Consider the following 22,691-nt stretch of genomic DNA (forward strand, 5'->3'; position numbering starts at 1 on the left):
CCGGGCCGCCCGGGCGCCGCCGGCCAGCCCGGCGAGCAGGGCGGGCGGCGGGTCCGGCAGCCCGAGGACCAGCCGGGCCAGCCGTTCCCAGGGCGCCGCGGGGAGGCGGGCCGCGGCGCCGAGCCAGCCGACCAGCGGACCGGCCTCGGCCGGCTCCAGCGGGACGCCCGCCAGGAGCGCCGCGGCGAGCATGACCGGACGCCAGTCGTCGAGGGTCCGCTCGGTCCCCGCGGCCAGCGGCGTGGCGGCCAGCCACATCTGCTCGGCCTCGACCGCGCCGTTGCCCGCCAGCCGGTCCGCGAGCGGCCGGTCGGGGATGGCCGAGGCCCGGCCGCCGACGAAGTCGAACAGGTAGTAGCTCTCGAAGGCGCCCTCACTGAGGGTGAAGTCCGCGCCCGGGACCGTCCCCATCACGTGCTGCCTGGCCCGGCCGGGCCGGTGCTGGTAGGTCGCGAAGGACATCTCGCGGACCATCGCGGGCGGCAGCATGTAGGAGACCGCCGCGATCCAGTGGGCGATCCGGTCGGCGTCCCGCTCGTAGATGACGACCGACCGGTCCCCGATGGTGACGGCCCGCTCGACGGCGGCGAGCAGCGCCGGCAGCAGCCGCAGGAGGCCGCTCGACTCGAGGAAGGCGTCGACGGCCGGACGGGTGATCGGCCCGGTCGGCAGCGGCCCCGGCAGGGCGGGCAGGTCGGTGCCGTCAACGATCTTCCTGGCCCACACGGAACTGCGCCACAACTCGATGGGGAGCGTCCCGCCGGCCCGTCCCGAGACGGCATGGGCGAAGTAGTTGCCGAGCCGGCCGGAGTAGTCCTCGCCCACGAAGACGACCTGGGCCGTGACGTCGCCCTCGGGAGAGAAGCACAGGTTCACCGGGCAGGCCTCGATGTCGGCCTCCGTGGGGGCGTGCCCGACGTTCCGCGGCGCCTCGTAGGAGGTCAGCGCCTCGACCCTGCGCAGGATCTCGTCGGGGGTGCCCGGCGTGGCCGCGTTGAACTGGTACCCCGCGTAGCCGGACAGGCCCTTCTCGCACGAGGTGTAGTACATCTGCTGGTAGGACATGTCAGCTCCGGTGGTTGGCGATGACGTCGAAGCGGTTGAGCAGCCACAGGTAGGGGTCCTCGACCCGGTGCGGCCTGATCCCGTCGCCCGCGACCTTGCCGTTGCGCGGGACCGCGCCGAGCGCGGAGAGGCCGAAGAAGGAGTAGGCGGCGTAGTTGGCGCGCAGCAGCTGGTCGATCTGCCCGCCGTCCCACTCCTCCAGCAGCGCCCTGACGTGCTCGTGGACGGCCTCGGTGTCGGACAGGTCGAGGGCGGGACGGGCCGCGGAGGCCTCCTGGAGCAGGGGACTGTCCGGCTCGAAGGAGTCCCACAGGGCGTCCATCTTGGAGAACGCGACCGCGATCGGCGTCTTGATCTTCTTGCCGGGGCCGAGCCCCCCGGTCTCCCTCAGCAGGTCCGTCACCCGGGTCAGGACGTTGAAGGGGCTGTCGAAGCCCGCCCCCGTGCCGGGCATGGGGGTGTCGGGCCCGGCGCGGTCCCGGGCGCCCCGCATCTGCAACGGGTCGAGCAGCAGGATCACGCCGTCGGCCGAGCCCAGGTAGCGGGTGTTGAGGTCGACGCTGGCCCGGCTCGTCAGGTCCTCGCCCGCGGTGTCGAAGAACGAGGTGATGGTGTGCCGCTCGCGTTCGCCGAGCAGCCCGCGGCGCGGCAGCGACACCCGGTAGACCAGCGGCTGCATCTGCTCGGCGCCCGCGCTCTTGGTCGTGGCCGGAAGCGCGGACTGCTCGTAGAGCCCGTGCTCGAACCGCTGGGTGAACTGGTTGAGCGTGTGGTCGTCGCAGCCGTTCATGGACGCGTCGAACCGGCGGCCCACGCCGTGCATGAGCTCGTGCAGGAGCACCGTCATGTAGACGGTCTTGCCGCTCTCCTTGGCGCCGATCATGGCGATGAGACGGTTGTCGATCTTCCCGAAGTCGACGGGGAGCCTGCTGTGGCAGAACGGGCAGACCCGGTGGTGGGTCCTCGCCCCGCACAGTTCGTGGACGGCGTTCCGGTGGCGGCCGTTGCCCGCGAAGGTCGTGGGCAGGGCGTCCTGGATGCCGAACCGGTCGAACAGCACCGTGTCGCGGGTGAGCGGGCACTTCTTCCCGGCCGGGCCGATCAGCCCCGAGCAGCGGAACAGGATGCGCTTCTCGGCGAAGGAGTCATAGCAGTACGGGCAGACCAGGGTGGCCATTCACCAGGTCCCTTTCACTCGGTTGAGGATCACTCTGTCGGCGCCGTCTCCGTCGGCGAAGCAGACGAGCCAGGTGCGACGGGAGCGCGGCACGGTCAGGTCGACCTCGACCGGCGCCCCGGGGGCGAGCCGCGCCGCGGGGACGCGGCTCAGCACCTCGCCCTGCTCGGGGCGGAGCGGCAGGGTCGATCCGGTGCCGTGCACCACGATCAGGTCGGGCAGGTAGCAGGCCTCGTCGGCGGTGAGCCGCAGCCGGGCCCGCATCGGCAGGAACGGCAGCGACAGCCGCCGCCGGAACTGGTACCTGACCCGGACGCCCCGGGCCGCGATCCGGATCCGGACCGGCGGCGACTCCGCGACGCCCTCGGCGTCCCGGTCGATCACGTGCACGGCGACGCTCCCGCCGGACGCGCCGATCCTCAGCTCGCAGCCCCGGTTGTCGGTGAAGCCGCGCTTGCTGATCTCGCGGGTCTCGGCCGTGGAGGCCCCGGCCGGGGTCCAGGCGACCACCGCGGTCTTGGCGCCCTCGGGCCACTCCCAGCTCACCACGGCCTTGTCGCCGAGCCTGCGGCTGGTCAGGAACCGCACCGGCTGGACGACCTTGATCGAGCCGGTGGGGCCGATGATCGCGGTGCCGCCGCCGACCGTCACGGCCGTGAAGTACCGCCGCTCGGCGCCGATCGTCGTGGTCAGGCTCGACCAGACGCCGTCCTTCACGGGCGTGCCCGGCACCTCCCCGCCGTACCTGTCCACCTCCTGGACGGGCACCCGGTTCTCCTCCGCCCAGGAGGGCGGGGCCGCGGCGGACCTGATCACCACCCGTCCGCTGGAGGGGTCGCGCCAGCGGATCACGGCCGTCCCCGATCCCTCGGCCCGGACGGTCAGCGCCGCGACCCGGTGCGGGGCGGCCTCGGGGCGGGCCGTGACCTCGATCCCCTCGGACGCCTCGAGACCGCCGCCGGCCCGGTAGACGGCCTGGATCCGGTACCGGTACTCCGTGCCGGGCTCGACGCCGTCGTCGGCGAAACCGTCCCGGGACGCCCGGATCCCTTTGCTGGTCCTCCCGGCCCCGTCGAGCCTGACCACCCGGGCCTCGGCCAGGTCGGGATGGGCCGACCACGCCACCCGGACCGCCCGTTCGGTGGCCGTGACCACGACCTCGCCGACCTCGGGCAGATGCCGGACGGCCGGTGCCGGGGCCGGGGCCGACCACGCGCCCTCCGCCCGGCGGGAGAAGACCGTGTAGCGGGTCCGGACGCCGACCGGCGGGGCGGTGTCGGCGGCCTCGGTGCCGGTGAAGTCGCCGAGGACGGTCCCGTCGGCGGGGGCGGCGGCGGGCTCCCCCGACGTCCGGACGACCCGGTGGGTCACCGGTCCCGCGCGGACGTCCCCGGGCGTCCAGGAGACGGTCACCCGGTCGCCGGCCAGCGCCGCCGACACCCGGCGGACGGGCGGCGGCGGGATCGCGGCGAGCCGCCGGGGCAGTTCCTCGTCGTCGGCGGCCAGCCGGGCCGCGCCCGCGAGCTCCTCGGCGGCCTCCTCGCTGCGGCCCGCGGCGAGATGGGCGGACGCCCGCGCCGAGGCCTCTCCCACCTTGCGCAGGGACTCCTCGACCCGGGCCCTGACCTCGGCGTCCTCCGTGCCGAGCCCGCCCGCCAGCCGTTCCGCGGCCCGCAGGGCCCCCTCGGCGAGGGCCTCCTCGACCTGGGCGCGGATGCTCGTGCCCGCCCCTGCGGTGAGCCCCTCGGACAGGGCCAGCGCCAGGTCCTCGGCCTCCCTCGGGTCGAGGCCCAGGGCGATGGCCGCGTCGGCGATCAGCCTGATCGGCAGCCTGGCCTCCGCGGACGGCCGCAGGACCTCGGCGGTCTCCCAGACCAGCAGCGCGTCGACCGCGCCCGGCCGTTTCAGCGCGTTCTCCAGCACGCTCAGGATCCCGTCGGCCGCGGTCTTGCGCTCGTCCCGCGGACGGCCCCGGCTCTGCTCGACGACCTTCTGGACGTCCGCGGCCGTCAGCGCGGCGCCCGCGTTCGTCCGGAAGCCGCCGCGGAGCTTGAATCCCCGCCTGAGCACGTCCTCGCCGAACACGAGCTGCACCGAGAGCTTGAGCCCGAGCAGGGTGAGCTGCTCGCGCAGCGCCCGGTGCCCGGCCGGCGGGGCGGGCGGCTCCCAGAGCGGATCGACGACCCGCAGCCCGGCCTTCGCGAGATGGGCGCGGACGTCGGCCTCGCTCCACACCTCGCCCGCCAGATGCCGCACGGTCGCCCCCGACACGCACGGCGTGGTGGCCTTGAGGCCGTCGATCTGCTGGTCGAGCCGGGCCCGCGCGGCGGCGCGGCGGGCGGTCCGGTCGGCGGTGAACGCCTCCCAGGTCAGCTTCCCCGCCGCCGCCAGTTCCTGGTGCCCGGCCATCAGGGACTCGGCCAGCTTGAGGTACAGCCGCTTCTGGGTCAGGGAGCGCCAGTAGCGCTCCATCTCCTCCAGGTGGCGGGAGAACGCCGCGTCGTCCAGGCGCTTGTCCGGGTCGAGCGCGTACCGGACGAACAGGTCGTCCGGGCGGGCGCTCGCGGCGCGGCGGGCCGGGTCGAGCACGTCCCGCAGGTACGCCGTCTTGTCGATCACGTGTGGGCCCCCGCTCACTCACTCAGGGCGTAGCGGGCGACGGCGTCCCTGGCCTCGACGACGTCGTCGGCGGACAGGCCGTCGATCCTGACCTCGATGACCAGGTCCTTGCCGGTCCGCTGCTCGACCGCGTGCACCCGCAGGGTGCCCAGCTCGTCCATGGCGAAGGTGATGTCGAGCGGCGAGCCCTGTGGCAGCGCGGGAAGCCCGGAGATCTCGCCCTCGCCGATCCGCTTGTTGTCGCCGAGCATCGGCGACTCGACCGCGCCCGCCTGCTCCCAGATCTCGATGACGACCGAGGTCTGCTTGTCGTAGGCGGTGAAGAACCGCTCGGCCGGCGGGGAGGCCGGCAGCGGGCTGTTGGCCTTGAGGACGTGCTCGACCTGGAAGACCTGGCCGGCTCCGTCATCGGACTCCAGCACCTTGACCCCGAACGCCCGCGGCACGACGGCCGTGACCCGCTGGCCCGCCAGCTTCCGCACCTTCTCCGGTTCGAGCCCGAGCTGGTCGGCGATCTCGGCGACGGCCGCGTCCGACTGCTCGCCCGCGCCGCCGTCCGGGAGCTTGACCTTCACCGACTCGATCAGCGCGAACCTGGCCGCGCCCTTGGCGACCGCCAGATCGGGGTCGTGCAGCTTGGGCGCGAAGCCGAACCGCTCACGCAGCCCCGCCTCGACCGCGGGCATCCGGACCGAACCGCCGACCAGGAGGACGTCGTCGAAGGACATGACGCCGCGTTCCCTGGCGAGCTCGATGGTCCGCTCGGTGATGGTGAAGGTCCTGGTCAGCAGGTCGGCGGTCAGCTCGTCGAGCTTGTCGCGGGTCAGCTCCACCCGGGCCACCGCGCCGTCGAAGCGCATGTTGTGGCGGCGGGACTGGGCGCTGCTCAGGCCCTTCTTCAGGTCCTCGGCCGCGATCGCGAGGTCCTGGAGGAAGTCCTCGCTGTCGGCGGCGGAGGAGCCGGGGTTCTCGGCGAGGAAGCCCTCCAGCAGGTAGTCGGCGATCCGGGTGTCCCAGTCGGCGCCGCCGAGCTTGTGGTCGCCGTCGGTGCACACGACGTTGATGTCGCTGCCGTCGATGCGGATGACCGTGGTGTCGAAGGTGCCGCCGCCGAGGTCGTAGACCAGGATCGTGCGGTCGCCCTCGGTGGTGATCGCCTCGTAGTGCAGGGCGGCGGCCACCGGCTCGGGCACCAGGTTCAGCACGTTCAGCCCGGCGATCTTCCCCGCGTCGAGGGTGGCCTGGCGTTCGGCGACGCCGAAGTAGGCCGGGACGGTGATGACCACGTCCCTGACGTCCTCGTGGGTGAGCTCGGCCGTGGCCCGGGTCAGCTCCCGCAGGATGATCCCCGAGATGGACTGCGGGGTGTGGACGACGCCGTCGAACTCCAGCTCGAGCTTCTCGCCCATCTGCCGCTTGATCAGCGAGACGACCTTGTCGGGGTCGAGCAGCGCGGACTTCTTGGCCTCCGCGCCGACGACCACGTTCTGCGGGTTCTCGAAGTAGACGACCGAGGGGGTCGTGTCGTCGCCGAGGAGGTTCTGGGCGATCACCGGACGGCCGGAGTCGTCCATGTAGGCGACGCAGGAGTAGGTGGTGCCGAGGTCGATGCCGTACGTGGGCATGGGTCACTCGCTCTCTACGGTCCCGGCGGGGGCGCCGGGCTCGGGGTCGGGGGCCGGCTCCGGGGCCGGATCGGCGCCGGGGGCGGGCCGGTGGTTCCAGAACCGGACCTTCGCCGGGCGGCGGACCCGGCCGGTCTCCTGGTCGGTGAAGCCCGCGCCGAGCACCTTCTCGACGGTGTTGTGCAGGCCGGGGTCCTCGGCGGGGACGGTGCCGACGGGCGTGTGCCGGGACGGGTCGAACGCCTCGCCCCTCTTCGGGGCGAAGACCTCCAGGCCGCAGCGCTCCAGCGCCAGCTCGACGTCGTCGGCGAAGCTGCCGAACAGCCGGCCGACGGGCTCGCCGGACAGGCGCTCCGCCTCCCGGCCGAGGGCGTCGTACAGGCGCATGAGGTCGGTGACGACCGGTTCGAGGATGGCGCGGCGGATCCCTCCGCGCAGCACCTGGTTCTCCTCGTGCAGCCGGTCGATCACCAGCTCCCGGTGCTCGGACCTGCGGTGGAACCCGCTGATCTGTTCCTCCATCGCGTCGAGCCTGGCCGTCATCTCCGCGAGCGGCTCGGGCTCCGCCGGTGGCGCGGCCGGTGCGGGCGTCTCGTTCTCGAGCGTTTCTTCCATGGGTCCGTCCTTCGGTCAGCTGCGCGGCAGTCGGATCCGGGCCCTCGCCCGGGCGACCTGGTAGTTGATCCACTGCGCTCCCCGCACGTCGGTCAGATCGACCGACGTGCCGACGGTGAACAGGGAGTCCGTCGGCTCGCACCGGTCGCCGAACAGCACGACCGCCTTGTCCCCGCGGCGGCGCAGCGACGGCCAGACCATCCCGTGCGCCCCGGGGGCGTGCTTTCTGATCCAGGCGGCCCAGCGGCGGGTCCGGTGGTAGTCGCTCTGCGGGGCGTCGATGAGCCAGTGGTCCTGGGCGAGGGCGTTCAGCGCCTCCTCGGTCAGCAGGCTGACCAGGACCAGATCCCGCCGCACGCGCAGGCTCGTGGCGCGCCTGTCCGCGACCTGCCCGCGCAGGATCCGCCGGATCCCCTTCTCGTCGAAGGGCAGGTCGCGCAGGAGCGTCTCGGCCAGCGCGGTCGCGGGATTGAAGCCCGCGTACAGGAACGGGTAGGGCGCGGAGCGGGTGCCGTCGAACCTGTTGCCGCCGAAATTGTCGTCGGCGGGGCCGGGGTTGAACGAACCGGCCCCGTGCCCGGTCCCGTGGACGCGCCACAGGCGGGTGCCGCGGCTCAGCGTGACCAGCTCGGGCGTGGGGACGTACTTCGCCGGGGGCTCGTAGGAGGGCACCGTCATCCCTCCGTTCCGAGGGCGCGGGCGGCGGCCAGGAGCCGGTCGTCCGGGATCGCGCCGAGCAGGTCGGCCGGGACTCCGCCGAGCCAGCCGTTGCGGCCGAGCCACCACTCCGCCACCGCGAACGGGTCCTCGTCCGAGCCCAGCAGTGTGTTGATCTCCTGGACGACCGGCCGGGGCAGCCCGTCCGGGCCGAACTGGAAGGCGGGCCAGCGGGACGGTCCCGTCTCCGGATCGAGCCTGATCAGGCCGGGTGGATCGGGCGGCAGTCCCGCCGCGGCGAGATCGGCGGCGTCCAGCATCGCGGCGTCCGGGAGCAGGTCGGGGGCGGCGGCGATCTCCTCGCTGGTCGGCCGGGCCGGGTCGGCGCGCACGGCGAGGCGTTCGGCGAGCCCGAACCAGGCCTCGTCGTCCGGCCCGGCGCCGTGCTCGTCGCGGTCGCCGCCGCGCAGCTCCGCCCGGATCTCGTGCTCGTCGCCGAGGTCGAGCAGCAGCCGGGCGACCCGGACGGCGAGCGCCCTGACCACGACCGGATCGCCCTCGTCCGCGAGCTGTTCGACCAGGTCGTCGAGTTCCTCCCCGCGGCCCTCGGGAAGGGCCGAGCGGACCTCGGCCCAGTCCTCCCACAGCATCGTCAGGGCCCGGTGGGTGCTCACGAGGTCACCTCCGTGCGGGCCACGAGGCCGGTGGCCTCGGCGACGGCGGCGTCGTCCATGCCGATCGTCAGGTCGAGCTTCAGCTCGGCGCCGGTCCTCGGATCGGCGGCCGTGACGGTCAGCAGGCCGGTCTCGGAGACGTAGAAGGTGATGTGGAGCATCGTCCGGGCGGGGGTGCGCGGCGGCAGCCGGAGGACGCCCCGCCCGATCCGGACGTTGTCGTCCAGCTCGTCCGAGGGCGGGCCCGGCCGGGACTCCCAGACCTCGACCTCGACCATCGGCTGGTTGTCGATGACGGTGACGGCCGGGACGGGCCCGGTGTCGGCGGGCAGCCGCGTGTCGGCGTGCAGCAGATGGAACACCTTCAGCCGCACGTTGCCGGGGTCGGTGTGCAGCCTCGGATCGCTCTCGTCGGCGGTCTTCACCCCGAACGCCCGCGGCAGGACCCCGGTGGGCCGGCGCTTGCGCATCAGCTCCACCTGCTCGGTGGTGACGCCGAGCTGGTCGGCGACCTCCTCGGCGGGGCCCGGCAGGCTGATCCGGGCGAACAGGGCGGCGCCCCGCGCGACGGCCAGATCGGGTTCGTGCTGCCGCACCTCCAGCCCGAACCGCTCGCGCAGCCGCTCCGCGACGACCGGCATCCGGGTCATCCCGCCGACCAGCACGACCTCGTCGATCTCCTCGGGCCGCAGTCCCGGCGCCGCCGCCAGGGTCTCCTCGGTGATCTTCAGCGTCTTCTCGAGGAGATCGTTGGTGAGACGTTCGAGATGGTCGCGGGTGAGCGTCACGCGGGTGATGCGGCCGTCGAACCGGACCGGGTGCTGCCGGGACTGGACCCCGCTGAGGTCCTTCTTGATCTGCTCGGCGTGGTCGCGGAGGTCGAGCATGAAGGCGGCGTCGTCGGCCGGATTGCGGTCCGGGTGCTCGCGGACGAAGCCGTCGAGCAGGTGATCGGTGATCCGGGCGTCCCACTCGGTGCCGCCGAGCCGCAGGTCGCCGCCCGTGCACAGGACCGTGGCCTGGACGCCGTCGACCCGGATCACGCTGGTGTCGAAGGTGCCGCCGCCCAGGTCGTAGACGAGCAGGTGCCGGACCCGGTCGCTCTTGTGCGCCTCGATGTGGGAGAGCGCGGCCGCGACCGGCTCGGGGATGACGTCGAGGACGGTCAGCCCGGCGATCTGCCCGGCCCGCCGGGTCGCCTCCTTCTCCGCGACGCCGAAGTACGCGGGAACGGTGATCACCACGTCCGTGGCGGGCCCGCCGAGCTCGCGGGAGGCCGCCGCCGCCAGGTCCTTGAGCAGGTACGCCGAGATCGTCTCGGGGGTCTGCCGGATCCCGTGGAAGGCGTACTCCGCGTCCGGGTCTCCCATCTTCCGCTTGAAGAGCCGGGCGACCAGTTCGGGTGCGGCGAGCGCCGCGTTCCTGGCGGCCGCGCCGGTGATCACCTCGTGCGGTCTCTCGAAGTAGACGACCGACGGGGTGAGCCGTTCGCCGAGCGCGTTCCGCAGGACGACCGGATGGCCGGAGGCGTCCACGTAGGCGATGCAGGAGTTGGTCGTGCCGAGGTCGATGCCGAAGGCGGTCATGTCACCTTCCCTGGTAGGCGAAGGCGGCCCACGCCCCCGCGTCGGTCAGCGGGGCCCGTCCGGCCTCCTTGAGGAGGTCGCCGAACAGGTCGTCGGGGAGGTCCCGATCGGGGTCGAGCATCCATCGCTGGGTGGCGCGCAGCGCGCGGGCCGGGTCGGGCTCCCCGGTGGCCAGCAGGTGGTGGAACCGGATCATGAAGAAGGCCGAGGCCAGGTCGTTGACGGGCCAGCGCGTCCCGACCACGCCCGCCGCGCCCGCGTTGAGGAAGGCGGTGGCGAGCGTCAGGGACTCGTCGTGGTCGTCGGCGGACAGGTCGGTGCCGCACGCCCCGATGACGACCAGCGGTCCGGACGTCACGGGGGCCGCGGTGCGGTCGAGCAGTTCGTGCATGGCCAGCTCGGAGCCGCCGCTGAGCTTCAGCACCGTGTCGATCGGCCGGGCCTTCGCCTGGGCGTGGCAGCTGAAATGGATCATCGACGCGGTCCGGATCAGGCGCTTGACGTCCCCGGGCGTGGGCGGCTCGTACTCGTCGAACGTCACCGCGCCGGGGTGGATCCGGCCGAGGCCCTCCTGCTCGACGGACGACCAGAGGAGCCCGCTGTCGGGGACGCGCACCAGGGCCGCCTCCTCGCCCCAGGGCCGGGTGGTCCGGCCGGCCGCCTCGATGAGCTGCCGGGCCGACGCCGCGTAGCTGAGCACCGCGTCGGCGCAGACGGGACGGTCGCGGCCCTCGACGGCGCGGGTCGCGGCGTGCCACGGGACCTGGCTGAGCTCGCCCACCGGGACGAGGACCAGCCGGGGATCGGTGAGTCCCCGGTCCTCCGCCCACTCCAGGACCGTCCGCATCGCCGCGGGCCACGCCCACCGGCGGACGTCCTCGAGCGCGGCCGTCCAGGTCCCGTCCGGTCCCGTCTCGTCCAGGCGGGACCGCTGGGCCCGGACGAACGCGGGGACGGGTCCGCTCTCCCCCACCGTGAGATCGGGGAGCCGGCGCAGGTGGATCTCGCCCCGGGCGTCCACGACGGCCGCCGCTCCGCCGCCGTCCGGGACGGGCAGCGCCTCGGCCCGGGCGTCGTCCCTGGGCAGCAGGTAGACCAGGGCGTCGATGCCGCGGGCGGTCAGGACCTTCCCGATGTCGGCCGGGCCGGTCCTCGACCAGAGCCGGTCCTCGACGAAGGTGGAGCGCAGCTCACGCCTGACCCGCTCGCGCAGATCGTCGGGGACGGGCGGGACGACGCCCTCGTCCAGGAGCGCCGAGAAGAGCGTCCCGGCGTCGACGTCGAGCCTCGGGATCGGCGCTCCGGCCCTCGCCCACTCCTCCGCCATGCCCTCCCTGCCCTCGTCGGCGAGGATCTGTGCCGTGTTCCGGTCGGCGGTCGCGGTGTAGAGGATGAGGGCCCGCCCCGCCTCCAGGGCCTCGACGACGCCCTCCTTGATCCCCGCCGCGAGCGCGTGCCGGGCGACGTCCGCGGCCTCCCCGACCATCCGGGAGGCGATGGCGGCCGCCTGGCCGAGCGAGGACTGCGTCAGGACGGTCCACGCTCCCTCGTCGAGCATCGCCAGCCCGGCCTCGACCGAGCGGGCGCCGTCGCCGAGGTTGGCGTCGCCGCGCCGCCGGTGGAACTGGGCGAGCAGGGCGAGCACCGGGTAGCGGATCACCGCCAGGCCCGCGGCGGCGCACTCGTCGGCGCAGCGGGTGAGGACGACGATGGCGTCGCTGAGATCGGCGCGGTCGCCGGTCAGCAGGGACCTCATGCCGAGTGCGCCGCCGTGCTGCAGGGACGCGACCTGCCGGAGGAACCCCCCGTTGCCGGTCCGGTCGAAGCATCCGGCCGCCTCGACCGCCAGCCTGACGGCCTGGTCCAGGTCCGCGGGGCGGCGATGAAGCCCGCCGAGCACCGCCGAGAGGTTCGACGCCCTCAGCAGCTCCATGCCGTGGAAGGGCTGGTCGGGATCGAGGTCTCCGGCGGCGTCCAGCGAGGCCCGGATCTGGTCGATCAGCGGTTGCAGGGACGCGGCCAGGTCCTCGCGGTCGAGCGTTCCCGCCTGGGCGAGCTCGGTGACCGCCCGGAGCGTCTCGAAGCCGTTGATGCCGCGCTCCGTCGAGCCGTCCGGGTCGGCGGCTCCGCCGGACAGCGCCTCGATGTAACGGTCGAAGTCCTCGGTCCTCAGCTGCATCCGGGGCATGCCGCCCACCTCGCCGAAGGCGCCCGCCAGCCCGTCGCCGCGCAGGCGCGGCGGCCGCTCCGGATTCAGCGTGTCGAGGGCCGTCCGGGCGAGGTTCGCGTACACCCCGCTGGCGGTGAGGTCGTCGATCCTGCCCTGGTTGAGATGGCGCATCGCCAGCAGCGCGGAGATGATCTCCAGGGTCTGGACGAGGAGGCCCTGGTCCTCGCCGCCGTTCCGGAGCGAGGCCTCCAGGGCCTCGATCGCCGTGTCGAGCTCGATCAGCTCCCCGGAGTTCTGGGCCCGGAAGTAGGACATCAACGCGGTGACCAGGGGCAGCATCGTCCGGGTGACGACGTCGTCGGCCAGGCCCGCGCGCTCGGCGACCAGGGCCTCGATCCGGGCGGTGCGGGCCGGGGAGGAGTCGAAGCGCAGATGGCGCAGGGAGATCGCCATCAGGTGCGTCAGGGTGTCGAGCCTGCGCGGGTGCCGGGCGGGGAACTCGCGGAGCGCGGCCTCCAGACGTTCCAGCAGGGCCTCGCCGTCGCGGCGGGTCTCCGGGCCGTGCCTGGTGAGGCGCGCCGCCATGTCGAGGAGGGTGAGCAGGCCGGGGTGCAGCGGGTGGGCGGGACCGAGCGCGCGGGCGGCGTCCGTCAGATGGTCCAGCACGGTGACGAGCCGGGTCGGCCCGCCCGCGTCCAGGTCGAGGGCCGCGGCGACGCCCCGCACGATGTCCGCGATCGGATCGGCCGGGTCCGGGCTCGCCAGGCCGGCCGGGCCACCGGCGGCGGCGAGCCGGCCGATGACGGTGAGCCAGGCCGCGGGCGTCGCGAGATCGGCGGAGCGGACGTGCCGGAGGCGGGCCAGGGCCTCCGTGCCGTCGGCCGCGCCGGGCAGCAGCGCCGGATCCGCGACCAGGGAGACGAGGGTCGCCTCGGACGGCATCAGGCTCCGCAGCCAGGCCGGGGCCGGGCCGAGGAGCAGGACGGCCGCCCGCAGGAAGTGGTCGAGTTCGATCTCCTCCGCACCCGGCGGGGCCGCCGGGGGCCCGCCGAGGCACCCGAACGCCAGTGCCCGCGTCCTGGCCAGGAGCCTTCCGGCCGCCTCGTCGCCGGGGTCCTCCGCCAGGCCCGCCGCGAGGTCCTCGACCGCGACGGCCGCCTGGAGACGGGTGTCGGCGGTGACGCCGCCGGTCATGACGTCCCAGACCACCCGGCGGGCCAGCGCGGTGCCGAGCAGGAGCCGGAGCCCGGGATGGGCGGGCCTCAGGGCGAACGCCTCGCCGAGGTTCTCCGCGGCGAGGACGAGAAGGTGACGTGCCGCCTCCGTGAGCGCGTCACCGGCCTGCGCCAGTAGTTCGGTCCCCTGCCCGAGCAGCCGTTCCGCGGCCTCTTCCGGATCCTCTCGGAGATCATTCATCAATGATCTTCAAGTGCATGATCTTTCATGTCTTTCCGCTGATGGATTCCCCGTACCGTGCGCGGAGATGTTAATTCCGGATCATCCGGCCCTGCCACGGCTTTCCGCTTTTTGTCACCGATTCATGCCATTCACGTGACCTCAGTGGATCGGGCCCAGATTTCGGCGAACTGTTTGACCCAGTAGCGATACCAATGTCCGCTCTCACCGGGTGTCAGGGTCAGATGCATTCGCGCGGAACTGCTGTCGTTGGCGACCCCGTGCAGTTCGACCACGACGGTCCCGTCCTCCTCGGGGTCGATCGCCACGAGGCTGAAGCCGGGGCTGTAGTCCATGACCCGGCACGACAGCTCGCCCGGCAGGTCCCAGCTCCGCATCAGCCGCAGCCGGGACAGCGCCGTGTCGAGCGCGGCGGGCAGCGGCTCGATCGAGTGCTCCCCGGTGAGCTGCTCGGCGGCGATCCGCACGGCCTCCGTCGCGGACGGGTTCAGCACCACGCAGCGCACGGACGCACCGGGGTCCGCCAGCACCGACCGCAGCAGGGTGCAGTGCTCGGGGCTCAGGAAGTTCTTCCCCGCGGGCGCCAGGACCCAGACCTCCCTGGCCCGGGCCAGCCGCGGCGCCAGCGGGTTTTCGGCGAAGATCTTCCGATCGGCGAGGACCGATCCGGCCGCCCCTCCCCGGACGGCCGGATCGGTGCTCCGGTACACGAGCAGGGAGAGCGCGGCCAGGCAGACCGACCAGCGCAGACCCGGCGTGAGCACATCCCCGAAAACGGATAGCCCCGCCATACCGGCGGTCAGGACCGAAACCGCGTAAGCCTCCAAGTGCCGCTGTGCACGAAAATCTCCACTTATCCGGCGAAATGTGCTACGCACGATACTGGCCTCCGCTGACATATTCCCGCCGCGCGCCTCGTCCCGAAAATGGCAGAATGCTGCCAGAAGACGGACAGAAAGCGGCAGTGATCACTCATGGCGGACAGCGATGGCTTGTACCAGGAGCTCCGCGCCCTCAGCCGGGGCCGCGGCGTCCCCGGCAGTGATCTGCCGAGCCGGCTGGGCCCCTGGATCCCCGGCGACCGGCTCCAGATCGAGACCGAGCTCCGCCGCCGGATCGAGCTCCTCGCCCCCGACCTCGCCCTCGTCGCCCTGGCCTCACTCGGCCTGCATCCGGAGATCGCCGACCGGTTCCTCGCGGGCCGTCTCACCGCCCTGTCGGCCCGGCTCGGCCGCGACGACCGCACGGTCCGCCGCGCCATCGACCAGGCCTTCCGGCTGATCGCCGCCCGGCCGGCACCGGAGATCCGCGGCGGCGGCGTGACGCTCGAGGTCTGCCCGATCGAGCTCCTCACCGACGTGGACGTGCTCGTCTGCTCCGGCAACACCTACGTGGAGCTCGCGCAGAGCTACAAGTCCTCGGTCGCGGCCGCCCTGCGCCGGGCCGCAGCGGGCAAGGGCCCGGCCGGCGAGATCGTCGACGACGTCCTGGCCCGTGAGCTGTCCGCCTGGACCGCCGAGCACAGCCGCCCCGGCCTCCAGGTCGCCCCCGGCACCGTCATCCCCCTGGACCCCGGGGCCCTCCGCTCACGCGGCGTCCACCGCGTCTATTACGTCGCCATGGCCGTCGCCGTGCCGGGCTCGAACGACTACTCGCCGGCCCCCGAGTCGGTCGCCCACGCCGTCTCCGCCGTCCTGGAGACCGCCAGGGCCGACCCCGCGGTCCGCTCCGTCGCCCTCCCCTTCCTCGGCGCCGGCCGCTGCGGCCTCCCCGTCGAGACCAGCGCCCTGTGGACCAGGACGGCCCTCGAGAAGGACTTCTCCCGCGGCACCCCCCTCCGCGTCCACCTCGTCACCCGCCGCCCGTCCTACGCCCCCGTCCTCACTCCCCTCCTGAACTCCCTCCCGTCCTTCCGCTGACCGCCTCCCGGTGGGCGTCGAGCTCCTCGACGGCGCGTCCCTCGACGGCCCGGGCCACGGGAACGGCCAGCAGAGGAGCGAGCGAGAAGCGCATCCCGTCCACGAAGCGCAGGCCGTGGCCGGTGAGGGAACCGCTACCGGTGATCACCTCGAGGGTGCGGGCGACCGCGAGACGCCAGCGGGCGAACTGGTGGGCGGCCTCGGGAACGGCCGCCAGATGCCGCGCCCAGAACCCGGTGACCGCGAGGAAGGCGTAGGCCCCCTGCAGCAGCCCGCTGAGCGGCCGCGGGTCGGGCCGCCACGGCGCGTGGTACAGCGCACCGTCGTCGGCGTCGATCAGCGGCAGGAGATCGATGAGCGCACAGAGCTTAAGGTGCTGGGTCTCATGGACGAACGTGAGCGCGAACGTCAGCGGATCACCGGGCAGCGACAGGGCCAGGGCGCCGAACGACTCGCCGGACGTCGCGGCGACCTGAACACCGGAACCGGTCTCCAGAGGCACCACCGAGCGCAGTCCCGCGGCGGTCTCGGCGGCCGCGGCCGGGTGCTCGCGCGCCAGGAGCGTCCAGGCGTCGGCGAACCGGCGCCGCCAGCGCCCGTGGTCGGCGGGCGAGAGCCGCGCCGCCAGCGGAAGGTCGCCGGGGAAGCGGAACGGATCGAGGTCCTCCACGGACACGGTCAGGCCCGGCACGTCCAGCGTGCGCAGGGGGGTCCAGCCGGGACCGCCGATCCGGACGGCGGGTCCCGTGTCCGGAGTGATCGTCCGGTCCGCCGCCGAGACGACGGCCCTGGTCGCCCCGGGAAGGCTCGCCCGGCCGAGCGAGGGCAGGCTGAGCGCGGACCCGGTGACGGCCGTCTCGACCTCGGCGCGGAGCCCCGCCCGGAGCGCCGCCGCGGCCCCGACGGGAGCCAGCGCCTGACGGTCTCCGCGCCGCATCACGTGCAGGAGCCGGGCGCCGACGGCCGGATGGCGCAGAACGGCGTCGACGGCCTCGGGCGAGCGCCGGTGCGCGGAGGCGAGCACACCGCCGCGGTCCGCGTCGAGCGCGCGCAGCAGGAGCAGGGTCTTGCTGTACTGCGCGGCCGCCAGCAGCCGGACGGCCTCGGCGCCTCCCCCGCCGTGGGACAGCGCCGCGAAGACGCCCGGCGGGATCCTGTGACGGGTCGGTTCAGGCATGGCTTCCGATCCGGGTGAGGTCGTCGGTGAGGCGGCCGCGCACGGACGTGATGAGCGCGTACAGGTCGTCGCAGTAGACCGAGGGGTTGGCGAAGCCGCTGCCGGCCCGGTAGCGGTGGGCGTAGAGGCCGCCGCCGCAGACCCGGACGACCGGACAGGCTCGGCACTGCTCGCACAGGGCTCCGAGGCCGGTCTGCCGGGCCCTGACCGAGGGCAGCGGCAGGGCCGCGTCGAACGGATCGGTGGCGACGTGCAGGCCGGTGCCGGACGCTCCCTGGAACGCGATCTTCAGGATGTCCGACTGCTCGATCGAGCCGTCGGTCTCCACCACCGCGACGGCGACGGGGGCCAGCCCGAGCCCCTCGGTGCTGGTGCGCCCGCCGAGCAGCAGATGCAGCAGATCGCGGAACATCCTGACCTCGGTCACGGGCCGGGTGCGCCAGGCGTCGAAGGCCCTGAGCAGCCAGGCGGCGTAGGGCGTCCCGGCCGAGGGGAGCCCGGGAGGAGGAGCGCTCCAGGTGCCGTGCGGGAGGAGGAAGTCGATCTCGGGCGGATCGTGGGCGAGCAGGGCCTCGTAGACGGCGACGGGGTCGTTGCGCAGGTCGACGGTGCAGAGCAGCCCGCCGAAGAGGCGCCGGTGGCGGCCGTTGAGCAGGGCGATCCCCTCGGCGACCCGGGCGTGGCTGCCCCGCCCGTCGGCGTGCCGCCGGAGCCGGTCGTGCGCGGCGGCGTCCCCGTCCAGGCTCACCCCGATCCTGACGTCCAGGTCGTCGAGGGTGTCCAGGAGCGGCCCGGTGAGGAGGGTCCCGTTGGTCTGGAGGTGGAAGGAGACGGGCGCGCCGGCGTTCTCGCGCACGGATCTCACCACCTCGGCGATCCGCTCGCCCCCCGCGAGCAGCGGTTCGCCGCCGTGGAGGATCACCCGGACGCCCGTGAGACCGTGGGCGGCGATGTGCTCGCCGATGCGGGCGGCCGTCGCCGCGACGGTCCGCGGGGACATGACCCGGGGCTGATCCCGCCATCCCTGGTCCGCGGCGGTGTACATGTAGCAGTGGCTACAGGCCAGATCGCACCGGCTGTGTATCTTCAGGACGAATTGCCGGAACGGCACAGGGCGCCACTCCGCTTCCGCCGAGCCGGCGTCGCGCACGATTGTCGCCTCCATGGGCTTGGTCGCTCTCCTGTCTACCACTGAGATGCGGAACCTCTGGGGGGATTCTCGCGTCATACGAACGGCTGGTGGATCCCGTCCGAAGGGATTGTCGTCATGCGCTATTTGGTGCCATTGTTCGCCTTCTGGGCGGTTCTTCTTGTTTCTCCGCCCGTTTCCGCGGACCAGGCGGGCGACGATCGCGGTGTCGCCTACTGCCTGGTGAAATCGCACCGGGCGGCGCTCGCCCAGACCGCCGTCGGCCTCGGCCTCGCGTCCTCCTCCACGGCGGACAGCGTCGTGGTCGACGGCACCCTCGTCAGCCTCGAGCGGTGGCGCGAGGAACACGACGAGGACTTCGAGCGGGCCTGCGCGGCGATCGCCCCGAAACCATCGGGCGACGCGCTCCCGCCGCTGGTGGCGTTCCTCATCCCGGCGCTGCTGGGCTATCTCGCCGCCGAGCTTCCCCGGATGCGCGACCGGGGGCGGGCCGAGGCCGCCCAGCTCCGCGCCGCGTCGGCCGCGTTCCGCAAGGCGGCCGCCGGCTACCTGGACGAGCGCGGGAAACGGACGCACCGCCCGGAGACCGGCCCCCTCGACGCGGCGCGCGACCAGCTCCTCGCACAGCTCAACCTCGCCAGGGAGCGGCGGAGGCGGTGGAGATGGCCCGCCCCGCTCGCGGAAGACCTGATTTCCGGAAGTTTCGGGTACAGCCTGGCCACCGGGTGGGAAGATCCTGCGAGGGGCGGCGGCGGGGACCGCCTGACGGAGACGCGCGAGGCCATCGGGGACTTCAGCAGGCGGGTCGAGCGGCTGGCGATCGCTCTGGAACGTCCGGTGCGTTCCCTGCCGCGCATGCTGTTCACCAGTCCGCCCAGTGTCCGCACAGGAGAGGCGAGTGGCTCTGGAACTGTTCACCCCGCATGACGAACCGCTCGACCCCCTGCACCACGTCTACGCTCCCGTGGACCGGTCGGGCGAGGCCTACCAGGATTTCTGCCGGCAGGCCGGGCCACTGCTGGCCGCGGACGCGAGAGCCATGGCCAAGGGCCACGTCGTCCAGATCACGGGCGGGGATCTGTGCGGCAAGACCAGCCTGGCCCTGCGCTGCGCGCACTGGGTGGAGACGACCGCTCCCGCGAACCTGATGCGGGTCACCAAGATCGACCTGACGCCCCTGGAGGGCACCGCGGAGGAGTCCTTCGGCGACCGCAATCTCCGCCTGTTCGAGGCGGTCGTGGACGAGCTCGTGGAACGCCTCACCCCGGCCGAGCAGACGGAGCTGGCCTCGCTCGTGAACCCCGACACCAGGGATCCCGAACGCGCCTACCGGAGGCTCGTCCTGCTGCTCAGCCCGCACGGCGAGCCGCCACCGCTGCTGGTCGTCGTGCTGCCGCGGATCGAGGTCAAGGGCGAGACCGAGTGCTATCTGCGCTTCGCCGTTCCCGGGCTGATGTTCATCACCGAGGCCACCGTGGGCGATCCCGCAGCGGACTGCGTGCTGAGGCCCGGCCGCGAGCGGGCGGTGATCTCCCTGTCGGTCGGAACGCTGGACGAGGACGACGGCTGGGCCTTCATCTGCGCACGCGTCGCCGGCCGGGATGACCTTCTGCGCGAATGGGAATCGTGCAAGGAACACGTCGACACCTATGTGAGGGATCGCTCCTCGACCGGAAGCGGCCTTTCGATCGGGCAGTTCCTGAAGGTGATGAGGATGGCACATGACATCGCCATCGCGGAAAGCCGGAGTACCCTCGACATGGGAGACATCGGGCGCGCCTATGCGCGAAGCGGGGTGAACATATGACCATGAGCGGCGCGGCGGCACCCGGACCCAATCCCTTTCCCTTTTCCGGTACCGCCCGTGTCGGCCAGACCGCGGTGACCACCCTGACCGAGGCGATCGGTTTCACGCTCACCCAGGCGGCCGGCTTCGTGAACGGCGCCGGTTCCGGTGGGCGGATCCTCGCCGTCGTGGGCGGGCCCGGCTCCGGCAAGACCCACCTCGCGGCCGAGCTGCACCGCCTGGACGGCGACGTGCGCTTCGTCTATCTGGACGCCCTGCTCGACGGCGTCCTGGCCCTCTACCGGCACGGGTTCGTGCGGCAGCTCGATCTGGGCGAGGCCGTCGCGGCCGTCTCACGCCACTACGCCGAAGTGGTCGCCGAGGAGCTCGGCGACTCCCCCTTCACCGCGGAGCTCGTGGCGAGCCTGCGCTCGGGTGCGGCCGATCCGCAGGTGGTCGTCGAGGAGATCGGCCTGATGGCCGGCAGGCTGCGGCGGACCCTGCGCCAGCGGCTGCACGCGCTCACCGGCGACGAGTCCCTCGGCGCGGCCTTCGCCCTCCTCCTGGTCCCCGATCTGCGCTCCTCCGTCTGGGAGTGGCTGTCGGGCAATCCCCCGACCGCCCCGCTGCGCGAACGGGGCGTCACCGCCTCGATCGGCGACGACGGCCTGGCCCTCACCGCGATGGGCGCGTTCCTCAAGCTGTTCGGCACGGTGGGCCGCCGCCTCATGGTCGTGGTCGACGGCCTCGACGATCCGCTGCCCCAGCGGGTCAGGCCGGGCTTCCGGCGGCTGCTCGACATGTGCACGGGTCCCGACGTCTTCCTCGTCCTGTGCTGCACGGGTGAGTTCCTGCGCTCCCTCGGCCAGGACGTCCGCCAGCGGATCGACACGACGGTGGCCCTCCAGCCGCTGGCCGGCCCCGAGGTCGAGCAGCTCGTCCACGATCACACCGGGGGCACCGGCTTCCCGGTCGAGCTCGTCCCCGAGATCGCCAGGCTGACCGGGGGGAACGCCCGCTGGATCATCCGCCTCTGCCACCGGGCCTACGAACTGGCCGCTTCCGGCGAGGTCACCCCGCGACGGCTCCGGCGGGCCGCCGAGCAGGTGATGGCCGGCAGCATCGCCCCCGATCTGCACGGCGAGATCAGCAGGATCCTCGACGACGAGGGCTCTCCGTATCTGGCCGGGATCGACGTCGACGACCGCGAGGGCGCCCGTGCCGACTTCTGGATAGCGGTCGGCGACGACGGGGCCGGCTGCGCGATCATCGTGTCAGGATCGGTGTTCCAGTCCGCGGAGGCCGCTGCCCTGGAGAGCCGCGCGGCCGGTCTTCACAAGATCCCCGGTCAGCGGGTGCTGCTCGTCGTGAACGGCGAGATCGCCCCCGACCTGACCGGCCTCGGCCCGTCCTTCGACAGCGTCCCCCTGCTCTACCACCCGGCGACCTTCGCGACCGAGCTCATCGAGCTCGTCCGGCGGATGACCCGCGGGCTGGAGGAGGAGCGCGAACGGCGCCTCATGCGGGAGATCCACGACGCCGTGGTCCGGCCGCAGGCCGGCGTGCAGGCCAAGGTGCAGACCGAGGCGCTCGTGGCCGAGCTCTCCCAGCGCATGGACACCCAGTTCCTCGCGATGCGCAGCGTGATCAGCGGGCTGGTCGGCGCCCCCGACTTCGGCCGGAGCCCGCAGCCCCTGCCGGCGGGCCTCGACGAGCACTTCGACCGGGTGCTGGCCGCGGTGACCGGGCTCACCGGACCGGAGAGCGAGCGGGAGATGGTCCAGCGGGCGCTGAGCATGGACGAGTCCGGCCGGGCGCAGCGCCAGGCCTTCCAGGACCCCGGTCTGTACACCGGGCTGGGCGCGGCGGCGGTGCTCCGCGTCCTGCTGGTCTGGCTGCGCGAGAACGTCGCCCGGTGGTGCGCGGCCGTGTCCGTGCCCCCCACGGCGGTGCAGACCGACCAGCTCGACGCCACCTGCAAGATCTTCGCCGACCTCTACACCTCGATCCCGCTGAGCAAGCTGGTCGTGACGGGCCCCGGGGCCAACGCGGCGGAACGGGTCAGGCACCGCGACACCCTGGACGTCTTCGCCGCCCAGCTCCGCCAGCTCGTCCTGGGCGCGATCGCCGGTTCCGACGCCGCTAGCGCAGCTGAACCGCCAGGCCTTCCAGCCGCGCGTCGGCGAAGTACACCTGGCTCTGGTGAAGCGTGACCCCGAGAAGGTACGCACCCGGACGCAGCGGAATCTGGTAGAGCGCCCCCTCCTCGACGTCCAGGACCGTGCGGTGCAGTTCGCCTCCGACGGCGGTCTGCAGCCTCTGGCCGAGCCCCCGCAACGGGTTCACCAGCCGGTGGTGGATCGTGCGGTACCGCTCCCTGCGCTCCGCGACGGAGATCCCGCGGAAGTAGTGCACCAGCGAGGGATCGTCGAGGACGTCGGCGGAGCAGGACATGCGTCCGTCCGTCACGATCCCGACGTAGTGCAGGGTCTCGGGTGAGAGCTGAGAGACCACCAGGTCCGGTGGAGGGGGCGTCCCCTCGAGGTGCACCGAGCGCAGCGGATCCGGCGCGGCGACGAGCTCTCCGCCCGGCAACCGGTCGGTGGGGGCCTCCCAGCCTCCGGGGTTCTGGCTCCCCCTGCGGTACAGCGACCGGATCTCGGTGACCAGCCCGGCGACGGCACGGTCGGCCTCACGCACCATCCCCTCCCGGGCGACGCCCACGAGGTACTCCCGGTCCCTGGTCGTGAAGTAGAGGGCGGCGCCGCTCTCCGTCTCGAACACGGCGCGGATCAGCTGACCCGACGCGAGGCTCTCCAGCGGCTCGCCGAGGGAGGACGTCGCCTGGTCGAGATAGCGTCCGAGGCGGTGGAGGCTCTCGGCCGTCGTGGCGTCCATGTCGTCGTGCACGGCGAAGTCGAAGACCCCGAGGGTGAAGTGGCCGAGATAGCGCAGCCCGCCGGAACGCTCGAACGCCTCGTGCGCCCGTTCGACGAGCGGCCCGTTCGCCCGGGACAGGGATGGGGTCTTGACGACTCGCGTCACGGACTGCGCC

17 protein-coding genes are annotated in these 22,691 nt (G+C 73.1%); 4 read left to right on the top strand and 13 right to left on the bottom strand.

What is annotated here, in order from left to right; translation table 11 throughout:
• The 10 genes from ABD785_RS05670 to ABD785_RS05715 form a co-directional block, all read right to left on the bottom strand.
• A partial coding sequence (locus tag ABD785_RS05670; RefSeq protein ID WP_486303540.1) for a GAP1-N2 domain-containing protein occupies positions 1–1,065 on the bottom strand: 1,065 nt, incomplete at its 3' end.
• A gap of 1 nt (position 1,066) precedes the next feature.
• Entirely contained in the window at positions 1,067–2,242 is a 1,176-nt protein-coding gene (locus tag ABD785_RS05675) for a TRAFAC clade GTPase domain-containing protein (RefSeq protein WP_344822912.1), read from the bottom strand.
• Entirely contained in the window at positions 2,243–4,861 is a 2,619-nt protein-coding gene (locus tag ABD785_RS05680) for a SaeA-related protein (RefSeq protein ID WP_344822914.1), read from the bottom strand.
• Positions 4,862–4,875: 14 nt separating this feature from the next.
• Positions 4,876–6,486 carry an Hsp70 family protein gene (locus tag ABD785_RS05685; RefSeq protein WP_344822916.1) on the bottom strand — a complete coding sequence of 537 codons (1,611 nt, stop codon included), beginning with the start codon at positions 6,484–6,486 and terminating at the stop codon, positions 4,876–4,878.
• Positions 6,487–6,489: 3 nt separating this feature from the next.
• On the bottom strand, positions 6,490–7,101 hold the full coding sequence (locus tag ABD785_RS05690) for a nucleotide exchange factor GrpE (RefSeq protein ID WP_344822918.1): 612 nt from the start codon (positions 7,099–7,101) through the stop codon (positions 6,490–6,492).
• Between the two features lie 15 nt (positions 7,102–7,116).
• Entirely contained in the window at positions 7,117–7,779 is a 663-nt protein-coding gene (locus ABD785_RS05695) for an RES family NAD+ phosphorylase (RefSeq protein ID WP_344822920.1), read from the bottom strand.
• Positions 7,776–8,432, bottom strand: a complete 657-nt coding sequence (locus ABD785_RS05700) for a hypothetical protein (RefSeq protein ID WP_344822922.1) — start codon at positions 8,430–8,432, stop codon at positions 7,776–7,778. Before ABD785_RS05700 ends, ABD785_RS05695 begins: the two co-directional genes overlap by 4 nt.
• On the bottom strand, positions 8,429–10,018 hold the full coding sequence (locus tag ABD785_RS05705) for an Hsp70 family protein (RefSeq protein WP_344822924.1): 1,590 nt from the start codon (positions 10,016–10,018) through the stop codon (positions 8,429–8,431). Before ABD785_RS05705 ends, ABD785_RS05700 begins: the two co-directional genes overlap by 4 nt.
• Position 10,019: 1 nt before the next feature.
• Positions 10,020–13,604, bottom strand: a complete 3,585-nt coding sequence (locus tag ABD785_RS05710) for a CHAT domain-containing protein (protein WP_344822926.1) — start codon at positions 13,602–13,604, stop codon at positions 10,020–10,022.
• A gap of 131 nt (positions 13,605–13,735) precedes the next feature.
• Complete coding sequence (locus ABD785_RS05715; RefSeq protein WP_344822928.1) at positions 13,736–14,368, bottom strand: hypothetical protein; 633 nt, start codon at positions 14,366–14,368, stop codon at positions 13,736–13,738.
• A 210-nt stretch (positions 14,369–14,578) separates the two neighbouring features.
• Here ABD785_RS05715 and ABD785_RS05720 point away from each other — a divergent pair, with 210 nt between their 5' ends.
• On the top strand, positions 14,579–15,523 hold the full coding sequence (locus ABD785_RS05720) for a hypothetical protein (protein WP_344822930.1): 945 nt from the start codon (positions 14,579–14,581) through the stop codon (positions 15,521–15,523).
• On the opposite strand, the gene ABD785_RS05725 is transcribed toward ABD785_RS05720, so the two are convergent.
• Both ABD785_RS05725 and ABD785_RS05730 read right to left on the bottom strand, forming a co-directional pair.
• On the bottom strand, positions 15,486–16,700 hold the full coding sequence (locus ABD785_RS05725; protein ID WP_344822932.1) for an HEXXH motif domain-containing protein: 1,215 nt from the start codon (positions 16,698–16,700) through the stop codon (positions 15,486–15,488). The two genes, ABD785_RS05720 and ABD785_RS05725, sit on opposite strands and share 38 nt — an antisense overlap.
• Positions 16,693–17,865 (bottom strand): FxsB family cyclophane-forming radical SAM/SPASM peptide maturase, encoded by a 1,173-nt coding sequence (locus ABD785_RS05730; protein WP_344822934.1) that lies wholly within the window; start codon positions 17,863–17,865, stop codon positions 16,693–16,695. The genes ABD785_RS05725 and ABD785_RS05730 overlap by 8 nt, the downstream gene beginning before the upstream one ends.
• Before the next feature lie 102 nt (positions 17,866–17,967).
• On the opposite strand from ABD785_RS05730, the gene ABD785_RS05735 reads away from it, so the two are divergent.
• Genes ABD785_RS05735 through ABD785_RS05745 form a run of 3 tightly spaced genes read left to right on the top strand, consistent with a single transcriptional unit; the run spans position 17,968 to position 21,849 of the window.
• The gene (locus ABD785_RS05735) at positions 17,968–18,777 is read left to right on the top strand and encodes a hypothetical protein (protein WP_344822936.1); all 810 of its coding nucleotides are present in this window, start codon (positions 17,968–17,970) and stop codon (positions 18,775–18,777) included.
• Positions 18,749–19,657 carry a hypothetical protein gene (locus ABD785_RS05740; RefSeq protein ID WP_344822938.1) on the top strand — a complete coding sequence of 303 codons (909 nt, stop codon included), beginning with the start codon at positions 18,749–18,751 and terminating at the stop codon, positions 19,655–19,657. Before ABD785_RS05735 ends, ABD785_RS05740 begins: the two co-directional genes overlap by 29 nt.
• 2 nt (positions 19,658–19,659) lie before the next feature.
• Positions 19,660–21,849, top strand: a complete 2,190-nt coding sequence (locus ABD785_RS05745) for a hypothetical protein (RefSeq protein ID WP_344822940.1) — start codon at positions 19,660–19,662, stop codon at positions 21,847–21,849.
• On the opposite strand, the gene ABD785_RS05750 is transcribed toward ABD785_RS05745, so the two are convergent.
• On the bottom strand, positions 21,779–22,681 hold the full coding sequence (locus tag ABD785_RS05750; protein ID WP_344822942.1) for a hypothetical protein: 903 nt from the start codon (positions 22,679–22,681) through the stop codon (positions 21,779–21,781). The two genes, ABD785_RS05745 and ABD785_RS05750, sit on opposite strands and share 71 nt — an antisense overlap.
• Between the last annotated feature and the right edge of the window lie 10 nt (positions 22,682–22,691).

Origin of the sequence: Actinocorallia longicatena, assembly GCF_039534125.1 — a bacterium.
Lineage (GTDB): Bacteria > Actinomycetota > Actinomycetes > Streptosporangiales > Streptosporangiaceae > Actinocorallia > Actinocorallia longicatena.